The following is a 17,905-nucleotide window of genomic DNA, read 5'->3' as shown; positions in this document are numbered from 1 at the left end:
GAGAGTCGATATGAAACAACAATCCTTCAGTCAAACAAAACAACTGGTCTATGCAGCATTGGGTATTGCCCTCGTTTTTATTTGTACAGTATTTGTAAATGTTCGTCTTCCCATTGCCGCTAATGGCGGTTTAATTCATTTGGGGAATGTGCCTCTATTTATTATCGCCATTCTTTACGGACGCCGGTTTGGGGCTTTGGCAGGAGGAATCGGCATGGCTCTTTTTGATGTGGTGGGCGGCTGGTTTTTATGGGCTCCCTTTACGCTGGCCATTGTTGGTCTCATGGGGTATACGGTCGGCGCTATCTGCGAAAAGCACCGGACCCTGACGGCTTATGTCCTGGCCTTGGCGGCGGCTTGTCTCATTAAAGTGGTTGGTTACTATGGTGCCGAATGGATTATTTACGGCAATTGGCTGGCACCAATGGCATCGATTCCCGGTAATCTCGTTCAGATTGGCGTGGCGGCAGTTGTCGTGTTGCCTGTCGTGGCGAAGTTGAGAAAGCATGTGGCTGTTTATTCCTGGGCAGGAGGCCGCAGATGACCCTCGGTATGATCGGCTAATGAATAATAACCTGTGGGAGAGAAATCTCTTACAGGTTATTTTATGTCCAAACAGTTTTATAGCAAAAATTCTAGGGGAAATTGGAGCGGATTTTCCAAGGAATTTATCCTGAAATAGCGAATGTAAACAATTAAGTTAAATTAATTTATTCCCGTACTTTTTCCCGTATTTTAAATGATAAAATTAAAGTGCAATGATACTAGAAACAATTTCTAAAGATAGACTGGCTAAATACAGGAGGCGTGGCAATGACGGAGCAATATTATGTTAGTTTTGATGCAGGAACGCAAAGTGTAAAAGTGACGGTATACAATGAAAATATGGAATGCGTAACGAAAGTATCCAATCAGACGACGTTGACCTATCCCCATCCCGGCTGGGTTGAGATGGATGCGGATGAATATCTTGCACTGACCAAACTGGGCATGAAACAGTGCATGACGCAGTTAAAAGAACAGGGTATTGATCCTGGGTTAATCAAGGCCATTATGGGCGATGGAATTATTTGTGGGATTGTCGGCATCGATGAGAACAGCAAGGCAATCACACCTTACATAAATTATTTGGATTCACGAACGCAGAGTGATGCGGCAGCGCTTAAAGGACTTGACCTCGACATCTGGGGTAAAGAAACGGGTAATGCCGAGCCACTCTGCATGTTTCCGGCTTTGCATGCCCGGTGGCTATTGACCAATAATAAAGAATTTCAGGCTAGGGGTAAGAAATTTGTTCACAATACACCGTATATTCTGCTTAATCTCGCTGGCTTGAAGAGCAGTGATGCCTTTATTGACTGGGGGGCAATGTCGGGTTGGGGATTAGGTTACAAAGTATATGAAAAAGAATGGTCCGATGAACAGCTAACTATATTGGGAATCGATAAAAGCTATATGCCGAAGATCGTAAAACCGTGGGATATCATCGGTACTTTATCGGCTGAAGCAGCGGCACAAACGGGCTGTCCAGCGGGGATCCCTATCTGTGCCGGAGCCGGTGATACTATGCAGTCCATGCTGGGCAGTGGGGTCTTTGAAGCCAATAAGGCTGTAGATGTCGCCGGTACCTGTGCGATGTTCTGTGTCTCGACCACAGGGATCATTCCGGAACTAAGCCGTAAAGGCAGTGGTCTGATCTTCAACAGCGGCACATTGGAAAATACATATTTTTATTGGGGCTTTGTCCGGACCGGTGGATTGGCACTGCGCTGGTTCAAAGACAGTATCTGCCAGCAAGTCGATGATGACAGCTATTATGAAACGTTAAGCCAAGGTGCTGCCAAAGTCGCCCCGGGCTGCAACGATGTGATCTTTTTGCCGTACTTGACCGGCGGCTATGACGAATATTCCAATGTAAAAGGCTGTTTCCTGAACATGACTCTAGACACAGATCAATTTGTCTTATGGCGGGCCGTGCTCGAGGCCATTGCCTATGACTACCGGGAAATCACCGACACCTACCGACAGGCCGGCATCGAGATCAACAGAATCACCATTACCGAAGGCGGCAGTTGCGATGCGCTTTGGAATCAGATTAAAGCCGATGTCATGGACAGCGAGGCGATCACCTTGGAGATTTCCGGAGGTGCAGTGCTGACAAATTCTATCATTGCGGCCTATGCAACGAGCGCGGACGGAGACTTGAAAGAGCTGCTCACCAGAAATTTGAAAATAACCCATACATATAGCCCAGACAGCAAAAATTCCGAGATATACAAGCAACAGTCGCAGAAGCAAAAAGATTTATTGAATAAATTAGGTCACTAAGTCGTTAGCAAAGACTGAAAAAAACAAGCCTTGCAGGTAACTGCGGGCTTGTTTTTGATGTAAGGCGACAAAAATTAATCTTAGAAAGACGGCAATTGATTTTTCCAGTATTGTAAATCAACAGCGCTTAACGGCAGTTCAATGGCCGAATTACTGCCCAAATATTTAAAGGAAACTTTTACAGTATCAGCCTGGGATATTTCCTTCAGGACTTGCGGGGGAAAGGTAAGAAATAGAGTATTGGTATGTTTAAAGCATTTTCCTGTGGTAAAATCGTTGGGCGAATAAGTCGGCGGCTGGGCGGATATCTCAATACTATCGATTTTGTATGCTTTATCATCGACATCAATGATGAAAAACTTTTCCAGTGGTCCAGAATCGTATCGGAAATCGACTATAGATAAGGTTGCACCTGTAACAATATTCTTTTGAGGATCAGCTACGCCACGAAAATCAATATTACAGTAAGCTGATAAGTTGCTCACAGTACGATTATCGTAGGAATAAACAGTATAGCTGCAATAAGAGGCAATGGCGACTATAACGAAAACTAGGATGGTTGTCTTTTTACGCATAATAACTCCTTAAAAATGTTTGTATTTATGGATTCATGTTACAGGAGATACGCTTTCTTGTCTATATGAGTCGAATTAAGTTATGATAAATTCCATTGTAGAGACGGAGATTTGTTTTCCCTTATGTGATTTTGCTCACAGTCAATCGCTATAATTTCCGCTAGAATAACATTAGAAGATTTAAATAGCGCTTCACAATATAAGGGGGATAAAATATATGTCGATGTTTTGTTATCAATGTCAAGAAACTGCCAAAGGTACTGGCTGCACCATGCGTGGTGTCTGTGGAAAAACGGCTGATGTATCTAATCTCCAAGACCTGCTCATGTACACACTAAAAGGAATTTCGGTCTATGCACTCGAGGCTCGTCAGGCTAAAATTGCGACACCGGAGGCCGATAAGTTTATAATGGAAGGCTTATTTGCCACTATTACCAATGCTAACTTTGATAAGGAGCACTTTGTTGTGCTCGTTAAACAAGCACTGATCGTGCGAGATAACGTGAAAGCTGCTTTAGTAAAAGCTGGTATTAAGGTAGAAGCTGCAAATGACAGTACAAAATCTATCTGGCGGAAATTGACTGACTGGTTCACAGCTGATGGGGCAGCGGAAGCTTCTCATGACAGCGCTCTGTGGTTTGCTGACAATGCGCCGGAATTTGATAAAAAGGCTGCTACAGTCGGAATTTTGGCGACTGAAAACGAAGATGTCCGTTCATTACGCGAGCTGCTTACCTATGGAGTAAAAGGAATGGCTGCTTATGCTGAGCACGCCTATACATTAGGCTACATGGAGGATGCTATTTTTGCCTTTATGCAAAAAGCGCTAGTTGCCACTACTAACGATAAGCTGAGTGCTGATGAATTGGTTGCTTTGGTGATGGAATGCGGCAAATACGGTGTTGATGTTATGGCCTTATTGGATAAAGCTAATACCAGTACCTATGGTAACCCAGAGATTACCAAAGTCAATATTGGTGTGAGAAACAACCCTGGTATCCTTATCAGCGGCCATGATTTAAAAGATCTGGAAGAATTATTGGAACAAACTCAAGGGACGGGTGTTGATGTATACACGCACGGCGAGATGCTGCCGGCGCATTACTATCCAGCCTTTAAAAAATATACTAATTTTGCTGGTAACTACGGCAATGCCTGGTGGTTGCAGGACAAAGAATTTGAAACCTTTAATGGACCCATCCTGATGACTACTAACTGCTTAGTGCCGCCGAAAACCAGTTATAAAGACCGCGTGTATGTGACGGGTGTAGTCGGTTTTGAAGGCCTGAAAGAAATTGGTGAGCGGAAGAATGGCAAACCGAAAGACTTTACGGCTCTTATCGCTCACGCTAAAAAATGCCCACCGCCCAAGGAACTGGAACAAGGGGAAATAATCGGTGGTTTTGCTCACAACCAGGTATTAGCTCTGGCTGATAAGGTTGTGGATGCAGTGAAAAGCGGCGCCATCAAACGTTTCTTTGTTATGGCTGGCTGTGATGGCCGCATGAAGAGCAGAGATTACTATGCTGAATTTGCTAAAGCATTGCCTAAAGACACTGTCATACTGACAGCGGGTTGTGCCAAATACCGCTACAACAAGCTTCCGCTAGGTGACATCGGTGGCATTCCCCGCGTACTGGATGCCGGTCAATGCAACGACTCCTACTCGCTAGCAATTATAGCCCTAAAACTTAAAGAAGTTTTTGGCCTGGATGATATTAATAAATTGCCAATATCGTACAATATCGCCTGGTATGAGCAAAAGGCCGTTATCGTACTCCTGGCGTTGTTATACCTTGGTGTGAAAAATATTCATCTCGGACCGACGCTGCCAGGCTTCCTTTCACCGAATGTAGTCAAGGTGCTTGTAGAGCAATTTGGCATAGGCGGCATCAGCAATCCCGAAGATGATATCAAAATGTTCATGGCCTAAGCCAACTGCAGCATTTAATTTAGCAGTTTGCTGAAATTTAGAGATATTTAATAAGTATATTAGTATTCGCCTAGACTTGAAGTCTAGGCGAATACTTTTGCATATCACGAATAAATAAGAGGTGGGGCGAGCTACAATTGCTTTAACTTTCGTTTTTTTTCTCAGTAACAGAATTTTTAACAGCAGTCTCAATTTGATTAATAATCTCTTTTGTACTAGGTTCCGAATCAAAATAACCATAGTACTCAGCTTTCTTCATTGGAATTTCTCCGACAACTCTATTTTTTTCAGGTATGCCGGGAGTTGCTTTCAAATCTCTGTTTTCAGCCATTATAATATCTCCTTTATAATATAGGATGCCAAAAGTAAAAAAAAAATTGCATACCACCGGCTATTTTAGCAGTATCGCTGAAATCAGACCTCGATTAATCTTAACTGCATGAATTGAGCCATTGCACTTCGCAGAAAAAACTAGAATATCATGCAGCATAGTGGCAAAATGTTGACAATCTAGTAACATCCCCCAAGCCTTGCAGGAGTTTTGTATTTTGATGGTAAATAGGATGGAAATATGGGAATTGTTTTTAAAAGAAATTTACGATCATAAATTTATGATATGAGACAAAAAGAGGGGGGAGTGACTCCCAAAGAACCGTTCCGCGAATATTACTAGCTATCGTGCCGAAGTGGTGTTTATAAAACCCACGACAGAAGGGTACAATAGCGATATAAAAACAGTAGGTGATGACCAGTCGGGATTGGAGGGGGAAGGACGAAGAGGTTTGCTAATCGATAGGAATGTCACTGAAGATAAACTGAAAAACAATAGGCTTACAAAAAACGTAGGGCGAGGGTATTTTACGCAGGAACGCCTCAATCAAATGTGGAAAGGAATGAAAATATTAAATGTGGTTCTCAAAATCGACGGAAGAAATTATTCATGAACTTAGTGTTAACCCAGAAACTGGTCTGTCTACAGCAGAAGCGCAAGCCAGGCTTGAAAAGTATGGTCAAAATAAGTTAAAAGGCAAGCCAAAGAAAAGCACGCTCGAACTATTCTTTGCACAACTACAGGACATGTTAATCTATGTCTTATTGGGCGCGGCGGTTATCACTATAGCGGTAGGAGAATGGGTAGACGCCATTATTATACTGATGGTAGTATTCCTGAATGCAACTATCGGGGTCATCCAAGAAAGCAAAGCAGAAAAGGCAATAGAAGCACTTGAGAAAATGACTACTCCACGATCGTTGGTAAGACGTGACGGAGAAGTAAGGGAAATCAATTCGGAAGATGTAGTAGCAGGAGATATTGTAATCCTCGATGCAGGCAGATATGTACCTGCTGACCTTAGACTAATCGAAAGTGCAAATCTACAAATCGAAGAATCGGCCCTGACAGGTGAATCACTTCCTACTGAGAAAAATGCAAAAGACCTGCACGAAGACCCTAAGACACCTATTGGCGAAAAATCAAATATGGCATTCATGTCAACATTAGCTACCTATGGCAGAGGGGAAGGCGTTGTCATAGCAACTGCCATGGAAACGGAAATTGGCAAGATTGCCACAATATTGGATGAAGATATCGATTCGATGACTCCGCTGCAAAAGCGGCTCGAAGAACTTGGAAAGACGTTGGGGTACATTGCTATAGCTATAACAGTAGTGATGTTGGTCATAGCACTAGTCCAAGATAGACCTTTATTTGAGATGTTCTTAACAGCCATTAGTTTAGCTGTTGCCGCGATTCCTGAGGGACTGCCAGCTATAGTCGCCATCGTACTGGCGCTTGGTGTGACAAGAATGTCCAGGATAAACGCTATAGTTAGGAAGCTTCCTGCGGTTGAAACACTTGGTTCAGTAAACATCATCTGCTCAGATAAAACCGGGACGCTTACTCAGAACAAGATGACAGTTGTAAAATTTTATACTGCAGGCAATTTGACAACTGTCGCGACAGAAGGAAGGTCGTTTGCCGCAAAGAACACAGACGAGAAAGAATTGATTAGATCCTTTGTTCTCTGTTCAGATGCAACTTATGAAAATGGAAAAAGTACAGGCGATCCTACTGAAGTTGCTTTAGTTGTGCTTGCCGAAAAATATGACATGGAAAGAAGAAAGTTGCATAAAGAACATAAACGGGTGGGTGAAAAGCCCTTTGATTCAGATCGAAAATTGATGTCTACCCTTAACCAAGATGAAAATGGATATAGAGTACATACCAAAGGCGCACTTGATAATATTCTAAAGATATCCTCGACTGCCTTGGTGGATGGTAAAGTTGTTTCATTAACTGAAGAAATGAAACAAGATTACCTAAAAGTAGCGGAAAAAATGTCGGACGATGCGTTAAGAGTTCTAGGCGCAGCATTTAAAGATACGAATAGCATTATTAATCCGGAAGAAATGGAAGAAGACTTAACCGTTGTCGGTTTAGTCGGTATGATCGATCCGCCTAGGTTAGAAGTTAAGGACTCGATAGCAAAAGCCAAGGGCGCCGGCATTACTCCAGTTATGATTACCGGTGATCATAAGAATACGGCGGTTGCCATTGCGAAGGAACTAGGAATTGCAAGCTCGCTGGAGCAGAGTATTACCGGTAGCGAAATAGATGAATTATCAGAAGAGGAATTCTTAAGAAAAATCAAGAATTATCGAGTATTTGCCCGCGTATCGCCAGAGCACAAGGTTAAGATAGTGAAAGCATTTCAGTTCCATGGGAATATCGTATCTATGACCGGTGACGGAGTGAACGACGCCCCTGCATTAAAAATCGCCGATATTGGCGTTGCAATGGGCATTACAGGCACTGACGTATCGAAAGGCGCGAGTGACATGATACTTACAGATGATAACTTTACAACGATTGTCCATGCGATAGAAGAAGGAAGAAATATATACAATAATATTAAAAAATCGGTAATATTCCTGCTTTCCTGTAATTTAGGCGAAGTTGTGGCTATATTTCTAGCTGTGTTGTTCAACTGGCCATTGCCGCTGCTGGCTACTCAAATACTTTGGATCAATCTGATTACTGACTCATTTCCGGCAATTGCACTCGGCATAGATCCTGGCGATAAGGATGTTATGAGTAAAGAACCAAGAAAACCTAAAGATAGTTTCTTTGCCCACGGCGCTGGACAAAGGGCAATAATTGGTGGTATATTAATTGGTATTTTGACATTGGTGGCCTTCTATTTTGGATTAGCTGAATTTGGCTATAGCTTAAACTCCAAGGATATACCGGAACATGTAATAACAAATGCTAGAACAATGGCATTCGTAGTTCTTGCCGGCGCGCAGTTATTTTTCTCCTTTTCAATGCGAAGCATGCACAAATCAGTATTCCGAATTGGCTTATTCTCTAATATGTACTTGGTCGGTGCGGTGATACTTGGATTCATTCTACAGTTAGGAGTAATTACAATACCTGCTTTGTCAAATGCATTTAAGGTGCAGAATCTATCGCTATACGACTGGGGACTGGTAATGCTCTGTAGTATCGTCCCATTCATAGTAAACGAAGTATCTAAATCATTCATGAAAGAGTCAGAAATCTAACACTATCGTCCCCTTATCCGTATTAAGATTATGGATTAAAGCATGACAACTCACAAGAAATAACATTAGCAATATGGAAAGGAGTTTTTAAATTTGAAGTCAATCGCAGTATTAACTGGCGGCGGAGATTGCCCAGGATTAAATGCGGTCATAAGAGCGGTTTACAAGACTGCACATTCAAATAGGATAAAAGTCTATGGGGTGAAAAATGGGTTTAAAGGTTTAGTTGAAGATGATCTATCTTTACTTGGTTCTGAAAATGTTTCTGGTATATTACCTCGTGGAGGAACAATGCTAGGGACTACAAATAGAGATAATCCTTTTAGATATCAATGCATTGATCGTGGAGAACTTGTTTACAAGGATATGTCACAGCGAATTTTATTCAATCTTAAAAAGCGAGATATAGAAGCATTAATTGTAATTGGCGGTGATGGTACACTTAAGATTGCAAGTGAAATTGCAGAACTTGGGTTTCCTGTAGTCGGCGTTCCAAAATCAATTGATAATGATTTACCTAAAACAGAGAGAACCTTCGGTTTTGACACAGCCGTTAGCATTGCGACAGAAGCGTTAGATAGATTGCATACAACAGCCGAGTCCCATCATAGGGTAATGGTACTAGAAGTCATGGGACGCTATGCAGGGTGGATTGCTCTTCATAGTGGTATTGCTGGTGGAGCGGATTGCATTATAATTCCTGAGATTCCTTTTAAGTGGGATTCGATTACAGACAAAATTAAGCTCAGACAACAAAAAGGGACTATGTTCAGTATTATTGTAGTGGCCGAAGGAGCTAAACCCATTAATGGAGAGATATCAGTAGCAAGGTTAGTAAATAATTGTCTTGAAACAATACGGCTAGGCGGCATAGGCGATAAAGTTGCTCACGAGTTAGAAAATTTACTAGGGGTGGAATGTCGATCTACAGTATTAGGCCATCTTCAACGTGGTGGTAGTCCGACTGCGTATGATCGGATATTGTCTACCAGGTATGGTGAGGCTGCAGTAAATGCAATCATTAATAAAAAATTCAAGACAATGGTGGCATTACAAAATAACGAAATTGTTCCAGTTAATTTAATCGATGTTGTTGGAACCCCATATTTAGTTCCAGCAACACATGATTTGATTAAAACTGGACGCTCTCTTGGAATTTCTTTTGGCGACTAAATGAGGAAGAAAAAGATAATCAAAAAATCAATATATACGACCAACTCCTGCAAAGCAAACTGGCCTTACAAGACAAAAAAACATCCCCTTGTCTTCTATAATTCAAATCAGTCGGACAAATATTTAATACTATTTTCAGCCATAATAGGTTGGGAGGGGATATATTGTTTGACAGAATTCTTGATATTTTAAGCAGCCTTGGATTGACAGGGGTATTTGCAGGAGTCTTTTTGGAAGCAATAGGACTACCGTTTCCAGGCAGCGTGTTAGTTGCTTTGGCAGGTTTTTTGTCAAAGCAAGGAGAGTTTAATATGATAATAGCCTGGTTGGTATCTTTGCTAGGATACATGCTGGGGTCAATTTCTGCCTTTATGCTAGGACGTTGTATTGGAGAGCCATTTATAAAGAAATGGGGAAGATATATTAGACTAACCCCGGAACGTATTAGAAAGGCACAGGAGCTTCTGCAAAAGTCCGCCCCGGCTTATGTTATCGGTGCTCGCTTTCTACCAACAATAGGTAACGTTACTCCCTACGTGGCCGGCATTAGCGGTATTTCTATTGTTAAATTTCTTATCTACGATATGGTGCACGCGGCTCTGTGGCTAACCATCTTTTTGAGTGTCGGGGCTGTACTAGGCAGTGAATGGCATACGATGGTAGAAAACCCTCGGCTTAAGTGGGGTGCCATTGGAGGCGGTTTATTGCTATTAGCTTATGTGTTTAGGGATTTGTTTCCTATACGTAGTAAAAATAAGGTATAAATGTAGAGGGATGAGACCAACAACCAACATATAGCGACAAACTCCTGCAAAAATCAAGCCTAGCCATGCAGGAATTTGTAAGCCCGTCCCCATGACACGATATTGGTGCCATGTTCGTAATAGACACCCAAGTGTTAGAATGCTCTCGACTTGGTGGCGTAGCTTAGTGCTGGATTATGGTAATTTATAAAATTATAGCATTAAATATGACAGGTGTTTGTCATATTTAATGCTATAATTAATTTGGGTGATAAAAGATGAAAAGCAACCGATTATTTGAAATCACAACCATATTGCTTAATAAGGGAACGATTACCGCCAGAGAACTTGCTGGACGTTTTGGTGTTTCCACACGGACAATTTATCGGGATATTGATGCGCTCTCTTCGGCAGGTATACCTGTGTATATGAATAAGGGCAATGGCGGCGGCATACATCTGCTTGAAAACTATATATTAAACAGAGCTATTTTTTCAGACCGGGAAAGCGAAAACCTATTGCTGGCGGTCAAAACTTTACAGGCAACCCAATACCCGGAACTGGATATTGCCCTTGAAAAAATGGGGGCACTATTCAAGAATGCTTCAAATCATGATTGGGTAGAAGTAGATTTTTCTTCCTGGGCAAGTTTACCCAATGAAGAAAATAAGTTTAACGACATAAAACGGGCCATGTTAGAACAAAATATTATTCAGTTTGACTATGTAAACGGGGAAGGTCACCGCAGTAGTCGTTTAGCGGAACCAGAAAAACTTATTTTTAAAAACAATGCTTGGTATCTATTAGCTTTCTGTCGGCGACGTCAGAAGCACAGAACTTTTCGAATATCCAGGCTAAAACAGTTAGATGTCTTAGCGGAAAAGTTTGAAAAAAAAGTATTGCCAAGACCAATAAAGGAAGAATGGTATTCCGAGCAGCCTTTAATTGCTTTGAAGCTTCGTTTTAAAGCTCAGGTCATCAATCGATTATATGATTATTTTGATGATTCATTTCTTATCCCAAACGACGACGGCAGTCTTACCTTAGAGGTAGAGTTTCCTGAAGGAGAATGGCTTTACAGTTATATTCTATCTTTTGGCAGTTTGGTGGAGGTACTAGAACCAGAATATATGCGTAACATGATTGCGCAGAGAATAAGACAAGCATTAAAGATTTATGAATCTTGATTTGAATATGACATACCGTTGTCTTTTCGCACCAGAAAATGATTTATATTAAGAAAGGGATAAAGTGAGGCATCAATGTGGATAATAAAGGAAATCGATATAGTAACGAGGTGATGTAAATGAAAAAATATGTCTTTGGTTTTATGCTTATTTGCGTCATAGCTACTATAGGTTTTTTATCTGTGTCGAAATTGGTGCATATAGGTTATGGTACTGATGTAGGTCAGATCATGCATGTGGTTACAGCAGACATGAAGCATGAGCATACGATTTCGTGGAAGACAGCAAAGTTTGGTGAGCCAGTAAATTTGGAGGTACGACCCAAGCAGTCTGAAAATATCATAAAGGTCAACGCAGAGGCAGTGGAGTTGCCTACATATAATGGGGGAAAACACTTTGGGATTTATACGGCACATGTTACCAATCTTACGGCTGGAACTGACTATGAATATCGTATTTCCGTTGGCAAACGACAATCTGCATGGATGGAATTCAAGACGGAGCCAGAGCCAACATCATTTAAGGCACTTATTTTTGGTGATTCACAGTCAGTAGATTATACAGATTGGGCGAAAACAGCTCAGACAGCATGGGAAAATAACGCGGATGCGGCGTTTTTTGTTAATATGGGTGATCTTGTTGATAATGGGCAGGACGAATCGCAGTGGAATGCCTGGTTTGATGGAGGAGCGAAGCTTTTAAAAGCAATACCTGTAGTTCCGGTAATGGGAAATCACGAGACATATAGTCTCGATTGGAAGATGGCGAAACCCGATTACTATCTTTCACTTTTTGCTCTGCCGGCAAATGGTCTGGCAGGCCTGGAACGATTCGCTTATTCCTATGACTATGGCGACGTACATTTTATCGTACTCAATACACAATTAAATGAGTTACAGGAATGGTATCCTGATTTACTAGAGCAACAACAGAGATGGCTTGCAAAAGACCTTTCTAAAACACAGAAAAGGTGGAAGGTAGTTCTTATGCATCGTGGTATCTGGACACATCCTTTCAATGGGCCGCTTGATGATATTGGTCAAACCTTTGTGCCAGTGTTTGATCAATATCATGTTGATCTTGTATTTACCGGACATGTCCATTCCTACGCGCGTACCAAGGCATTGAAAAATGGCAGATCCGACCCTGCCGGGACGATCTATATTTCGACAGGGCGCAGCGGCGACAGGGTATGGGATAAATCTCCGCAAAAACCGATGGATGAGCTTTATTATAATCCACTTGATATGCCGAATTACCTTGTGTTTGAAGCCTCACATGATGCTCTTAAAGTCACTGCTTTTAAGCAAAATGGTGAGCTTATTGATCGAACAGAATTAAATAAATAGCAATCGGCTGCTACCAGAAAGAAGAGTGAATCAAGCACAAAATGCTCAAACCTGACCCTACTGAAAATATCTGACATATGAATCTTGAACCCAATGTATTAGTGCTTTTTCATAATCATTTTGACTTTTTCCGCTATACATGTCTGTTGTTATTTGGCGACCCTTTGACCAGTAGTAAATTGTTTCTCCCACACATCCAATTGCATAACCCTGATCTTCAGGGAGAGTAATTATATTTCTGCCTGAAAACTCCGGTGGTGAAGGAATTCCTAATATCCCTAAAAGTGTGGGTGCGAAATCAATCTGACTTGCGAATGTTGCACTGCTAAAATTCGCAAAAGGCTGCAAATTTTTACTAACAAAGATAAGCGGGATGGGAGCTGGGCTTAAACGCAAATCGTCTTGCCCAAGGCGCTTATAATTGTCGTTCTGACTTGGATGAGGATTATGATCACTCGTAATAACAATAAGAGTCTTATCGTCCAGCAAATTTCGCTCTTCAAGATCGTGGAAAAATTTTTTCAAGGTAATATTTTCCCAATAGATTCCTTTCAGATAAACATTTTTATGTTGCTCCTTGATATTCGCTGGAATATCTCTTTCAGGAAGCCCGCAATACGGAAATGGTTGATGCGAATCGATTGTCTTAGTTGCTATAAAAAGTTTATTATCCCGATTTTGTTCCAACAACCTGATCGTTTCATCATACATTACGTCATTATGGAATCCCCAGCCAGTGCTTCCCACATATCCTTGTCTTTCTAAATCTTCTTTTGCTCTGTAAGTCTGCATCCCAAACCGTTTTTTATATGCTCGGAATTCATCATTATAGTATTGGCTAGTAGCCTCCAAAAACACTGTATCATAACCGTTACTTTCGAGAGTTTTGAATAACGTGACATTGTTTTCAAATGATTGTTCGTCGGAATAGATCGACTGGGAAAGAAACATAGAGTTAAGTCCCTGAGTTGTAGGTTTATTGGAAGTGTAATAATGATCAAAATGAGGATACTTAGCTACTAAACCATCCCAAAAATCTGTTGTTTCCGCTGGAATTTGTGGATTATAAAAATGCAAGTAATCTCGATGAAAAGATTCAGCGACAATTACAATTATTTTTTCATATGGAAAAGCTTTTTGAGTGGGAGTAGGTTTCTCGCTAACAGCAATTCCTAATTCATTTAACAGCGTAGTTTCCTGTTCAGAAAATGCCACGCGATAAAGCTGATTGGCAGCTGCCACATGTCTATCGTCATTTCGCAAAAATTCTCGTATTAAGTTGATAGTTACAGACTTGGTAAGCAAATCGCGGGATAGATTTCTGCATTCTTCTATTTCCGCTTCTTCATCAAACCCTTCTTCCATCAGTACTTTTGGATACACGTAGGCTGTAGCGAAATTAACAAGATTAGCTAAAATACAGATCATTATAATAAGGATACCAACATTTTTTGTATGCAAATTATGCATCTTTTTCGGAGCGCGAAATAATAACATAAGAAAGAAAAGGCTTAGCAGTATGCCGAGTAAAACAATTTTATCTGTAGTATATAATACACCTGTTATTGAATAATTGTTTAAATTGTCAAATAACACCCTTTCAATATGTGTTGATGTAACAAAAAAGTATATGGTGTCACTATAAAAAATCAAAATGGTCAAAAAATACGACAGAAAGTATATGGTTTTAGATAGTATATGATTCCGTTTAGTATATAGGTAGCCAGCTAATAGTACGAATATAACATTATTAATCACACCTGTAAGAACTGACATGATAGTTATTGCACTAAAATTTAAATTTAATGAATTAATAATAACCATCGAGATACCTAACCAAAGAATTGCTAAAATTACTATTGGAGAGTAATCTTTTGCAGCTTGTTTAACCCACGTAATATGTTTTCGGAAAAACATAAATATACTTGCCAACAACAAATCGCGAAAAAGAGCATTGCATACATCAATAGCGAAGATTCCTGTTGGAATTTCTGGTTCTCCGCTATAGAATCGAAACGCAAAATAAGCTTCTATGCAAAAAAGAACAGCTATTCCAATAAACTTATTTTTATGACGGAGAAATGTTTCTTTGAAAATTACTTCTTTAATTGTAAAACTCCCTTTAAAATATCTATTAGATACAGTTTTGACATAGTTATCATTTTATCCTAATATTCATTATATTTCTATAAATACCTCCCTACAATAATACAAAAAAACAAAATATATGACAAATTCCTGCAAAACAGCCTAGCTTTGCAGGAATTTTGTATTTTAATGGTAAATAGAAATATGGGATTGTTTTCAAAGAAGCTTATGATTATGTAAGGGAACAAAAGGAAATGGGATATACTGGTAATGTATGGATGCAGCGGAATTTATAAAAAGGGAGCTTGATTGAATGATGGGATTGTTACGAAAGATCAATTGGAGAGTTGCTTTAGTATGGGGAGTGTTGTTTGTGGCGATGAGCAATTCGTTTGCTTTTGCCGAGGAAAAGCTGTCACCGGAAAAGGCGTATTTGAACGATGTATATAAAAATATGATGGATGTAAACAACTTGCATTATGACGTGGCGATCAAGGCTGAAACGCCGATGGGGGAAGTGGAAATTGCAATCAATGGGGAAGGCCAGGAAAAACCGCTGAACTACAAACAAGATATAAACATTTCGTATCGTGATGTAAAAAATAAAGAAAATACAGTGATGTTAAAGCAGTATATAGAACAAAACCAAGGCAATCTAGTGCTTTATACGTTAAGTAACGAGAAATGGATCAAACAGATTGTGCCGATCGATCTTTCTTTGAACAAAGAACTTTCAGCGGATGAAAAGGTCTCTGCTCGAATGGATATGTTGCAGTTGATAAAATCGGTGAAGCTGAAAAAGGAAACACCATCTTATAAATATATGGAAATAACTTTGGATAGTATGCAAATAAGTGATGCTATAGGTGCAGCTGTCAAACTAAATGATGTGCAGGATAGGGACATGTTGAAGACGATTGCTATAGGACGGCTTGGGTTGTTAGCTGCTGGCGATATAAAATATAATGTTAAAGTTGATAAAGCGACTAAGATGGTAAAAGAAATAGATATGGATTTGACAGAACCGATTCGAAAAGGGGCAGGATTGTTTTTGGAGATAGCTAATCCAAAGGATAGGACTCAAATCGAAGATTTTTTAACAAAATCGACATTGAATATGCAGATAACGTATTCGAAATATAATCAAGTAGATCCTATAGAGATTCCTCAAGATGTGCGAGACAATGCAAAAGAAGTCAAACCGGCAGGTAAGGAAACTCCTAGAAAGTGAAAAAATTGCTATGACTTCGTTGTAAAATCTAAAAATATTCAATGCTATAAGGCACTTAATATGGGATTTGTTTTTTAGAGGAATAGATTGATTAAGGAGTGGGGAATTCTTGAAAAGAAGAGAAGATAAAATTCAAGAGTACTTTAATTCATGGCTTACTAAAGGATCAGCCCAATTAAAAGATATATTTACAAATGAAGTTTTTTATAGTGAATGTTATGGACCTGAATATCACGGGATTGACCAAATTTTAAAATGGTTTAACGATTGGAATAAAAGAGGAACCGTTTTGCAATGGAGAATAAAGCATTTCATTCATGAGGGGAACTGCACCGTGGCAGAATGGTATTTCGAGTGTGAGTTTGACGGGGTGCGCGATGAATTTAATGGCGTTTCCATTATTTTGTTTAGCTCCGACGAAAAAATTGTTTCTTTAAAAGAGTTTCAGTCAAAATCAAAACATTATCTGCCTTATGGAGAAAATTAGATAAAGTGTATCGTTTACATGTCTACTATTATGATAACGCTAAAATAGAAGTAATATATGGATTGGACAAGAAAGGTACAAGTGTCAAAGGACCTGTCCCCTTGACATTTGGTTGATTTAATCTTAATGTTATGCTAGAATTGAGCTGCGACTTTAGATTTGTAAATCGTAATTTAATTATATATTTAAGTTTTCTAGGGTTCCGCAGTTTGTAACTGGCAGGTCCGAGAGAAAACACACAGTTAACTGTGTACACGGAAGGATAAAAGCCTGGGAGATATTTAATAATATCTTTTGGGCTTTTTTTTATTTTATTCTTGAGGAGGATAAGGTGATGGGTGGTTTCAGTTATAAAGATATTTATATTGAAGATGGAAGAAGGGTACTGGAAGTTAATATACTTCCAGAAAAGTATTGTAACTTTGACTGCATATTTTGTCCTATTGGAAGGGCGCAAAATAAGGTAGATACCCAAAAGTCATTTGGTAAAATGGATAGTTCATTGATTGAACTAGAATGCATGGTAGAAAATACAAAAGCAGAATTAATCTTTATTAACTCAAAAGGAGAAGCCTTCATAAATGATAAAATTGGTGATATTGTTGACTTTATCAAAGGCAAAGGCTTACCTGTAAGGCTGCTTTCTAATGGATATTTACTAGGTAGAGATGAATATATAAAAATTGCTAATAAATGTGATGAGGTTGTTGGAGAGATAAAAGTAATAACAGAAGAAGATTTTCAAAAAGTCCAAAGACCGATTAAAGGGTATACGTTAGTAGAATATATTTCAAATATGGTTTCCTTTAATAAACAATATAAAGGGAAGTTTATATTTGAAGTTACTATCATTAAGGGCTATAACGATGATGACGAATCAATTCAGAAGATAAAAAATATTATTAAAGAAATATCTCCGAGCAAGATAATTATGGCAAGAATGGAAGATGAAAGATTTAAGAAAAAACTTGGTATAACTGATGAAAGATTTGAGGAAATTTCAAATACTATTTTATGATATACTATAAAAATTACCATTGTAAAGCAGGATGTTTTTTGCTCGGGCCGCGTATATCCCACCGCAATGCCGAATGCATGGCACAATATAAGCATGGAAGAAACCTGACGGAGAAGCGAAAGAACCGACCCGTCGCTTCATTCCAAGGAGATTATTGTGATACAGCGAATGTAAATCGTTAAGCTGATTTATTCGATATGATAAGTGGCGGGATATTTCTTAAATTATT

14 protein-coding genes and 1 riboswitch are annotated in these 17,905 nt (G+C 39.6%); of the genes, 11 read left to right on the top strand and 3 right to left on the bottom strand.

All coding sequences use genetic code 11. From position 1 onward, the window contains the following. Nucleotides 1-10 precede the first annotated feature (10 nt). Together JBW_RS20180 and JBW_RS20175 are read left to right on the top strand one after the other, a co-directional pair. Nucleotides 11-544 (top strand): ECF transporter S component, encoded by a 534-nt coding sequence (locus tag JBW_RS20180; protein ID WP_007953295.1) that lies wholly within the window; start codon nt 11-13, stop codon nt 542-544. 269 nt (nt 545-813) lie between these two features. After that, nucleotides 814-2,328, top strand: coding sequence for an FGGY-family carbohydrate kinase (locus JBW_RS20175; protein WP_007953294.1), 1,515 nt, complete (start codon nt 814-816; stop codon nt 2,326-2,328). 80 nt (nt 2,329-2,408) lie between these two features. Here JBW_RS20175 and JBW_RS20170 read toward each other — a convergent pair whose 3' ends face one another. After that, nucleotides 2,409-2,903 carry a hypothetical protein gene (locus tag JBW_RS20170; protein ID WP_007953293.1) on the bottom strand — a complete coding sequence of 165 codons (495 nt, stop codon included), beginning with the start codon at nt 2,901-2,903 and terminating at the stop codon, nt 2,409-2,411. 217 nt (nt 2,904-3,120) lie between these two features. Between JBW_RS20170 and hcp the strand changes: the two genes are divergently transcribed. Next, nucleotides 3,121-4,836: a hydroxylamine reductase gene (hcp, locus tag JBW_RS20165; RefSeq protein WP_007953292.1), complete on the top strand. Its 1,716-nt coding sequence runs from the start codon at nt 3,121-3,123 to the stop codon at nt 4,834-4,836. A gap of 142 nt (nt 4,837-4,978) precedes the next feature. On the opposite strand, the gene JBW_RS20160 is transcribed toward hcp, so the two are convergent. Beyond that, nucleotides 4,979-5,167, bottom strand: coding sequence for a hypothetical protein (locus tag JBW_RS20160; RefSeq protein WP_007953291.1), 189 nt, complete (start codon nt 5,165-5,167; stop codon nt 4,979-4,981). 575 nt (nt 5,168-5,742) lie between these two features. On the opposite strand from JBW_RS20160, the gene JBW_RS20155 reads away from it, so the two are divergent. The 5 genes from JBW_RS20155 (at nt 5,743) to JBW_RS20135 (ending at nt 12,852) form a co-directional block, all read left to right on the top strand. Beyond that, on the top strand, nt 5,743-8,400 hold the full coding sequence (locus JBW_RS20155; protein ID WP_007953290.1) for a calcium-translocating P-type ATPase, PMCA-type: 2,658 nt from the start codon (nt 5,743-5,745) through the stop codon (nt 8,398-8,400). Between the two features lie 93 nt (nt 8,401-8,493). Then, a complete protein-coding gene (locus tag JBW_RS20150; RefSeq protein WP_007953289.1) occupies nt 8,494-9,573 on the top strand; it encodes a 6-phosphofructokinase in 1,080 nt (359 codons plus the stop codon). A 164-nt stretch (nt 9,574-9,737) separates the two neighbouring features. Further along, entirely contained in the window at nt 9,738-10,337 is a 600-nt protein-coding gene (locus tag JBW_RS20145; RefSeq protein WP_007953288.1) for a DedA family protein, read from the top strand. Nucleotides 10,338-10,594: 257 nt separating this feature from the next. Then, nucleotides 10,595-11,503, top strand: a complete 909-nt coding sequence (locus JBW_RS20140) for a helix-turn-helix transcriptional regulator (RefSeq protein ID WP_007953287.1) — start codon at nt 10,595-10,597, stop codon at nt 11,501-11,503. Nucleotides 11,504-11,622: 119 nt separating this feature from the next. Further along, the gene (locus JBW_RS20135; RefSeq protein WP_007953286.1) at nt 11,623-12,852 is read left to right on the top strand and encodes a purple acid phosphatase family protein; all 1,230 of its coding nucleotides are present in this window, start codon (nt 11,623-11,625) and stop codon (nt 12,850-12,852) included. Between the two features lie 57 nt (nt 12,853-12,909). Here JBW_RS20135 and JBW_RS20130 read toward each other — a convergent pair whose 3' ends face one another. Further along, nucleotides 12,910-14,769 carry an LTA synthase family protein gene (locus tag JBW_RS20130; RefSeq protein ID WP_235334069.1) on the bottom strand — a complete coding sequence of 620 codons (1,860 nt, stop codon included), beginning with the start codon at nt 14,767-14,769 and terminating at the stop codon, nt 12,910-12,912. A 484-nt stretch (nt 14,770-15,253) separates the two neighbouring features. Between JBW_RS20130 and JBW_RS20125 the strand changes: the two genes are divergently transcribed. From JBW_RS20125 to JBW_RS20115, 3 genes are all read left to right on the top strand, one after another. Next, entirely contained in the window at nt 15,254-16,171 is a 918-nt protein-coding gene (locus JBW_RS20125) for a DUF6612 family protein (protein WP_007953281.1), read from the top strand. A 109-nt stretch (nt 16,172-16,280) separates the two neighbouring features. Continuing rightward, nucleotides 16,281-16,658 (top strand): nuclear transport factor 2 family protein, encoded by a 378-nt coding sequence (locus JBW_RS20120; protein ID WP_007953279.1) that lies wholly within the window; start codon nt 16,281-16,283, stop codon nt 16,656-16,658. 183 nt (nt 16,659-16,841) lie between these two features. Further along, a riboswitch (guanidine-I (ykkC/yxkD leader) is annotated at nt 16,842-16,937 on the top strand. 55 nt (nt 16,938-16,992) lie between these two features. Then, nucleotides 16,993-17,676, top strand: a complete 684-nt coding sequence (locus tag JBW_RS20115) for a radical SAM protein (protein ID WP_007953277.1) — start codon at nt 16,993-16,995, stop codon at nt 17,674-17,676. Nucleotides 17,677-17,905 lie beyond the last annotated feature (229 nt).

It is taken from the genome of Pelosinus fermentans JBW45 (genome assembly GCF_000271665.2).
GTDB classification, from domain to species: Bacteria; Bacillota; Negativicutes; order DSM-13327; family DSM-13327; genus Pelosinus; species Pelosinus baikalensis.
Note: the sequence above shows the minus strand (reverse complement) of the source record. Positions and strands in the feature narration are given on the sequence as shown.

Coding starts and splice junctions, on each gene's coding strand:
- JBW_RS20180 (WP_007953295.1), top strand. CDS start 11: ATGAAACAACAATCCTTCAGTCAAACAAAACAACTGGTCTATGCAGCA.
- JBW_RS20170 (WP_007953293.1), bottom strand. CDS start 2,903: ATGCGTAAAAAGACAACCATCCTAGTTTTCGTTATAGTCGCCATTGCC.
- JBW_RS20140 (WP_007953287.1), top strand. CDS start 10,595: ATGAAAAGCAACCGATTATTTGAAATCACAACCATATTGCTTAATAAG.
- JBW_RS20130 (WP_235334069.1), bottom strand. CDS start 14,769: ATGTTTTTCCGAAAACATATTACGTGGGTTAAACAAGCTGCAAAAGAT.
- JBW_RS20125 (WP_007953281.1), top strand. CDS start 15,254: ATGATGGGATTGTTACGAAAGATCAATTGGAGAGTTGCTTTAGTATGG.
- JBW_RS20160 (WP_007953291.1), bottom strand. CDS start 5,167: ATGGCTGAAAACAGAGATTTGAAAGCAACTCCCGGCATACCTGAAAAA.
- JBW_RS20155 (WP_007953290.1), top strand. CDS start 5,743: ATGTGGTTCTCAAAATCGACGGAAGAAATTATTCATGAACTTAGTGTT.
- JBW_RS20175 (WP_007953294.1), top strand. CDS start 814: ATGACGGAGCAATATTATGTTAGTTTTGATGCAGGAACGCAAAGTGTA.
- hcp (WP_007953292.1), top strand. CDS start 3,121: ATGTCGATGTTTTGTTATCAATGTCAAGAAACTGCCAAAGGTACTGGC.
- JBW_RS20135 (WP_007953286.1), top strand. CDS start 11,623: ATGAAAAAATATGTCTTTGGTTTTATGCTTATTTGCGTCATAGCTACT.
- JBW_RS20115 (WP_007953277.1), top strand. CDS start 16,993: ATGGGTGGTTTCAGTTATAAAGATATTTATATTGAAGATGGAAGAAGG.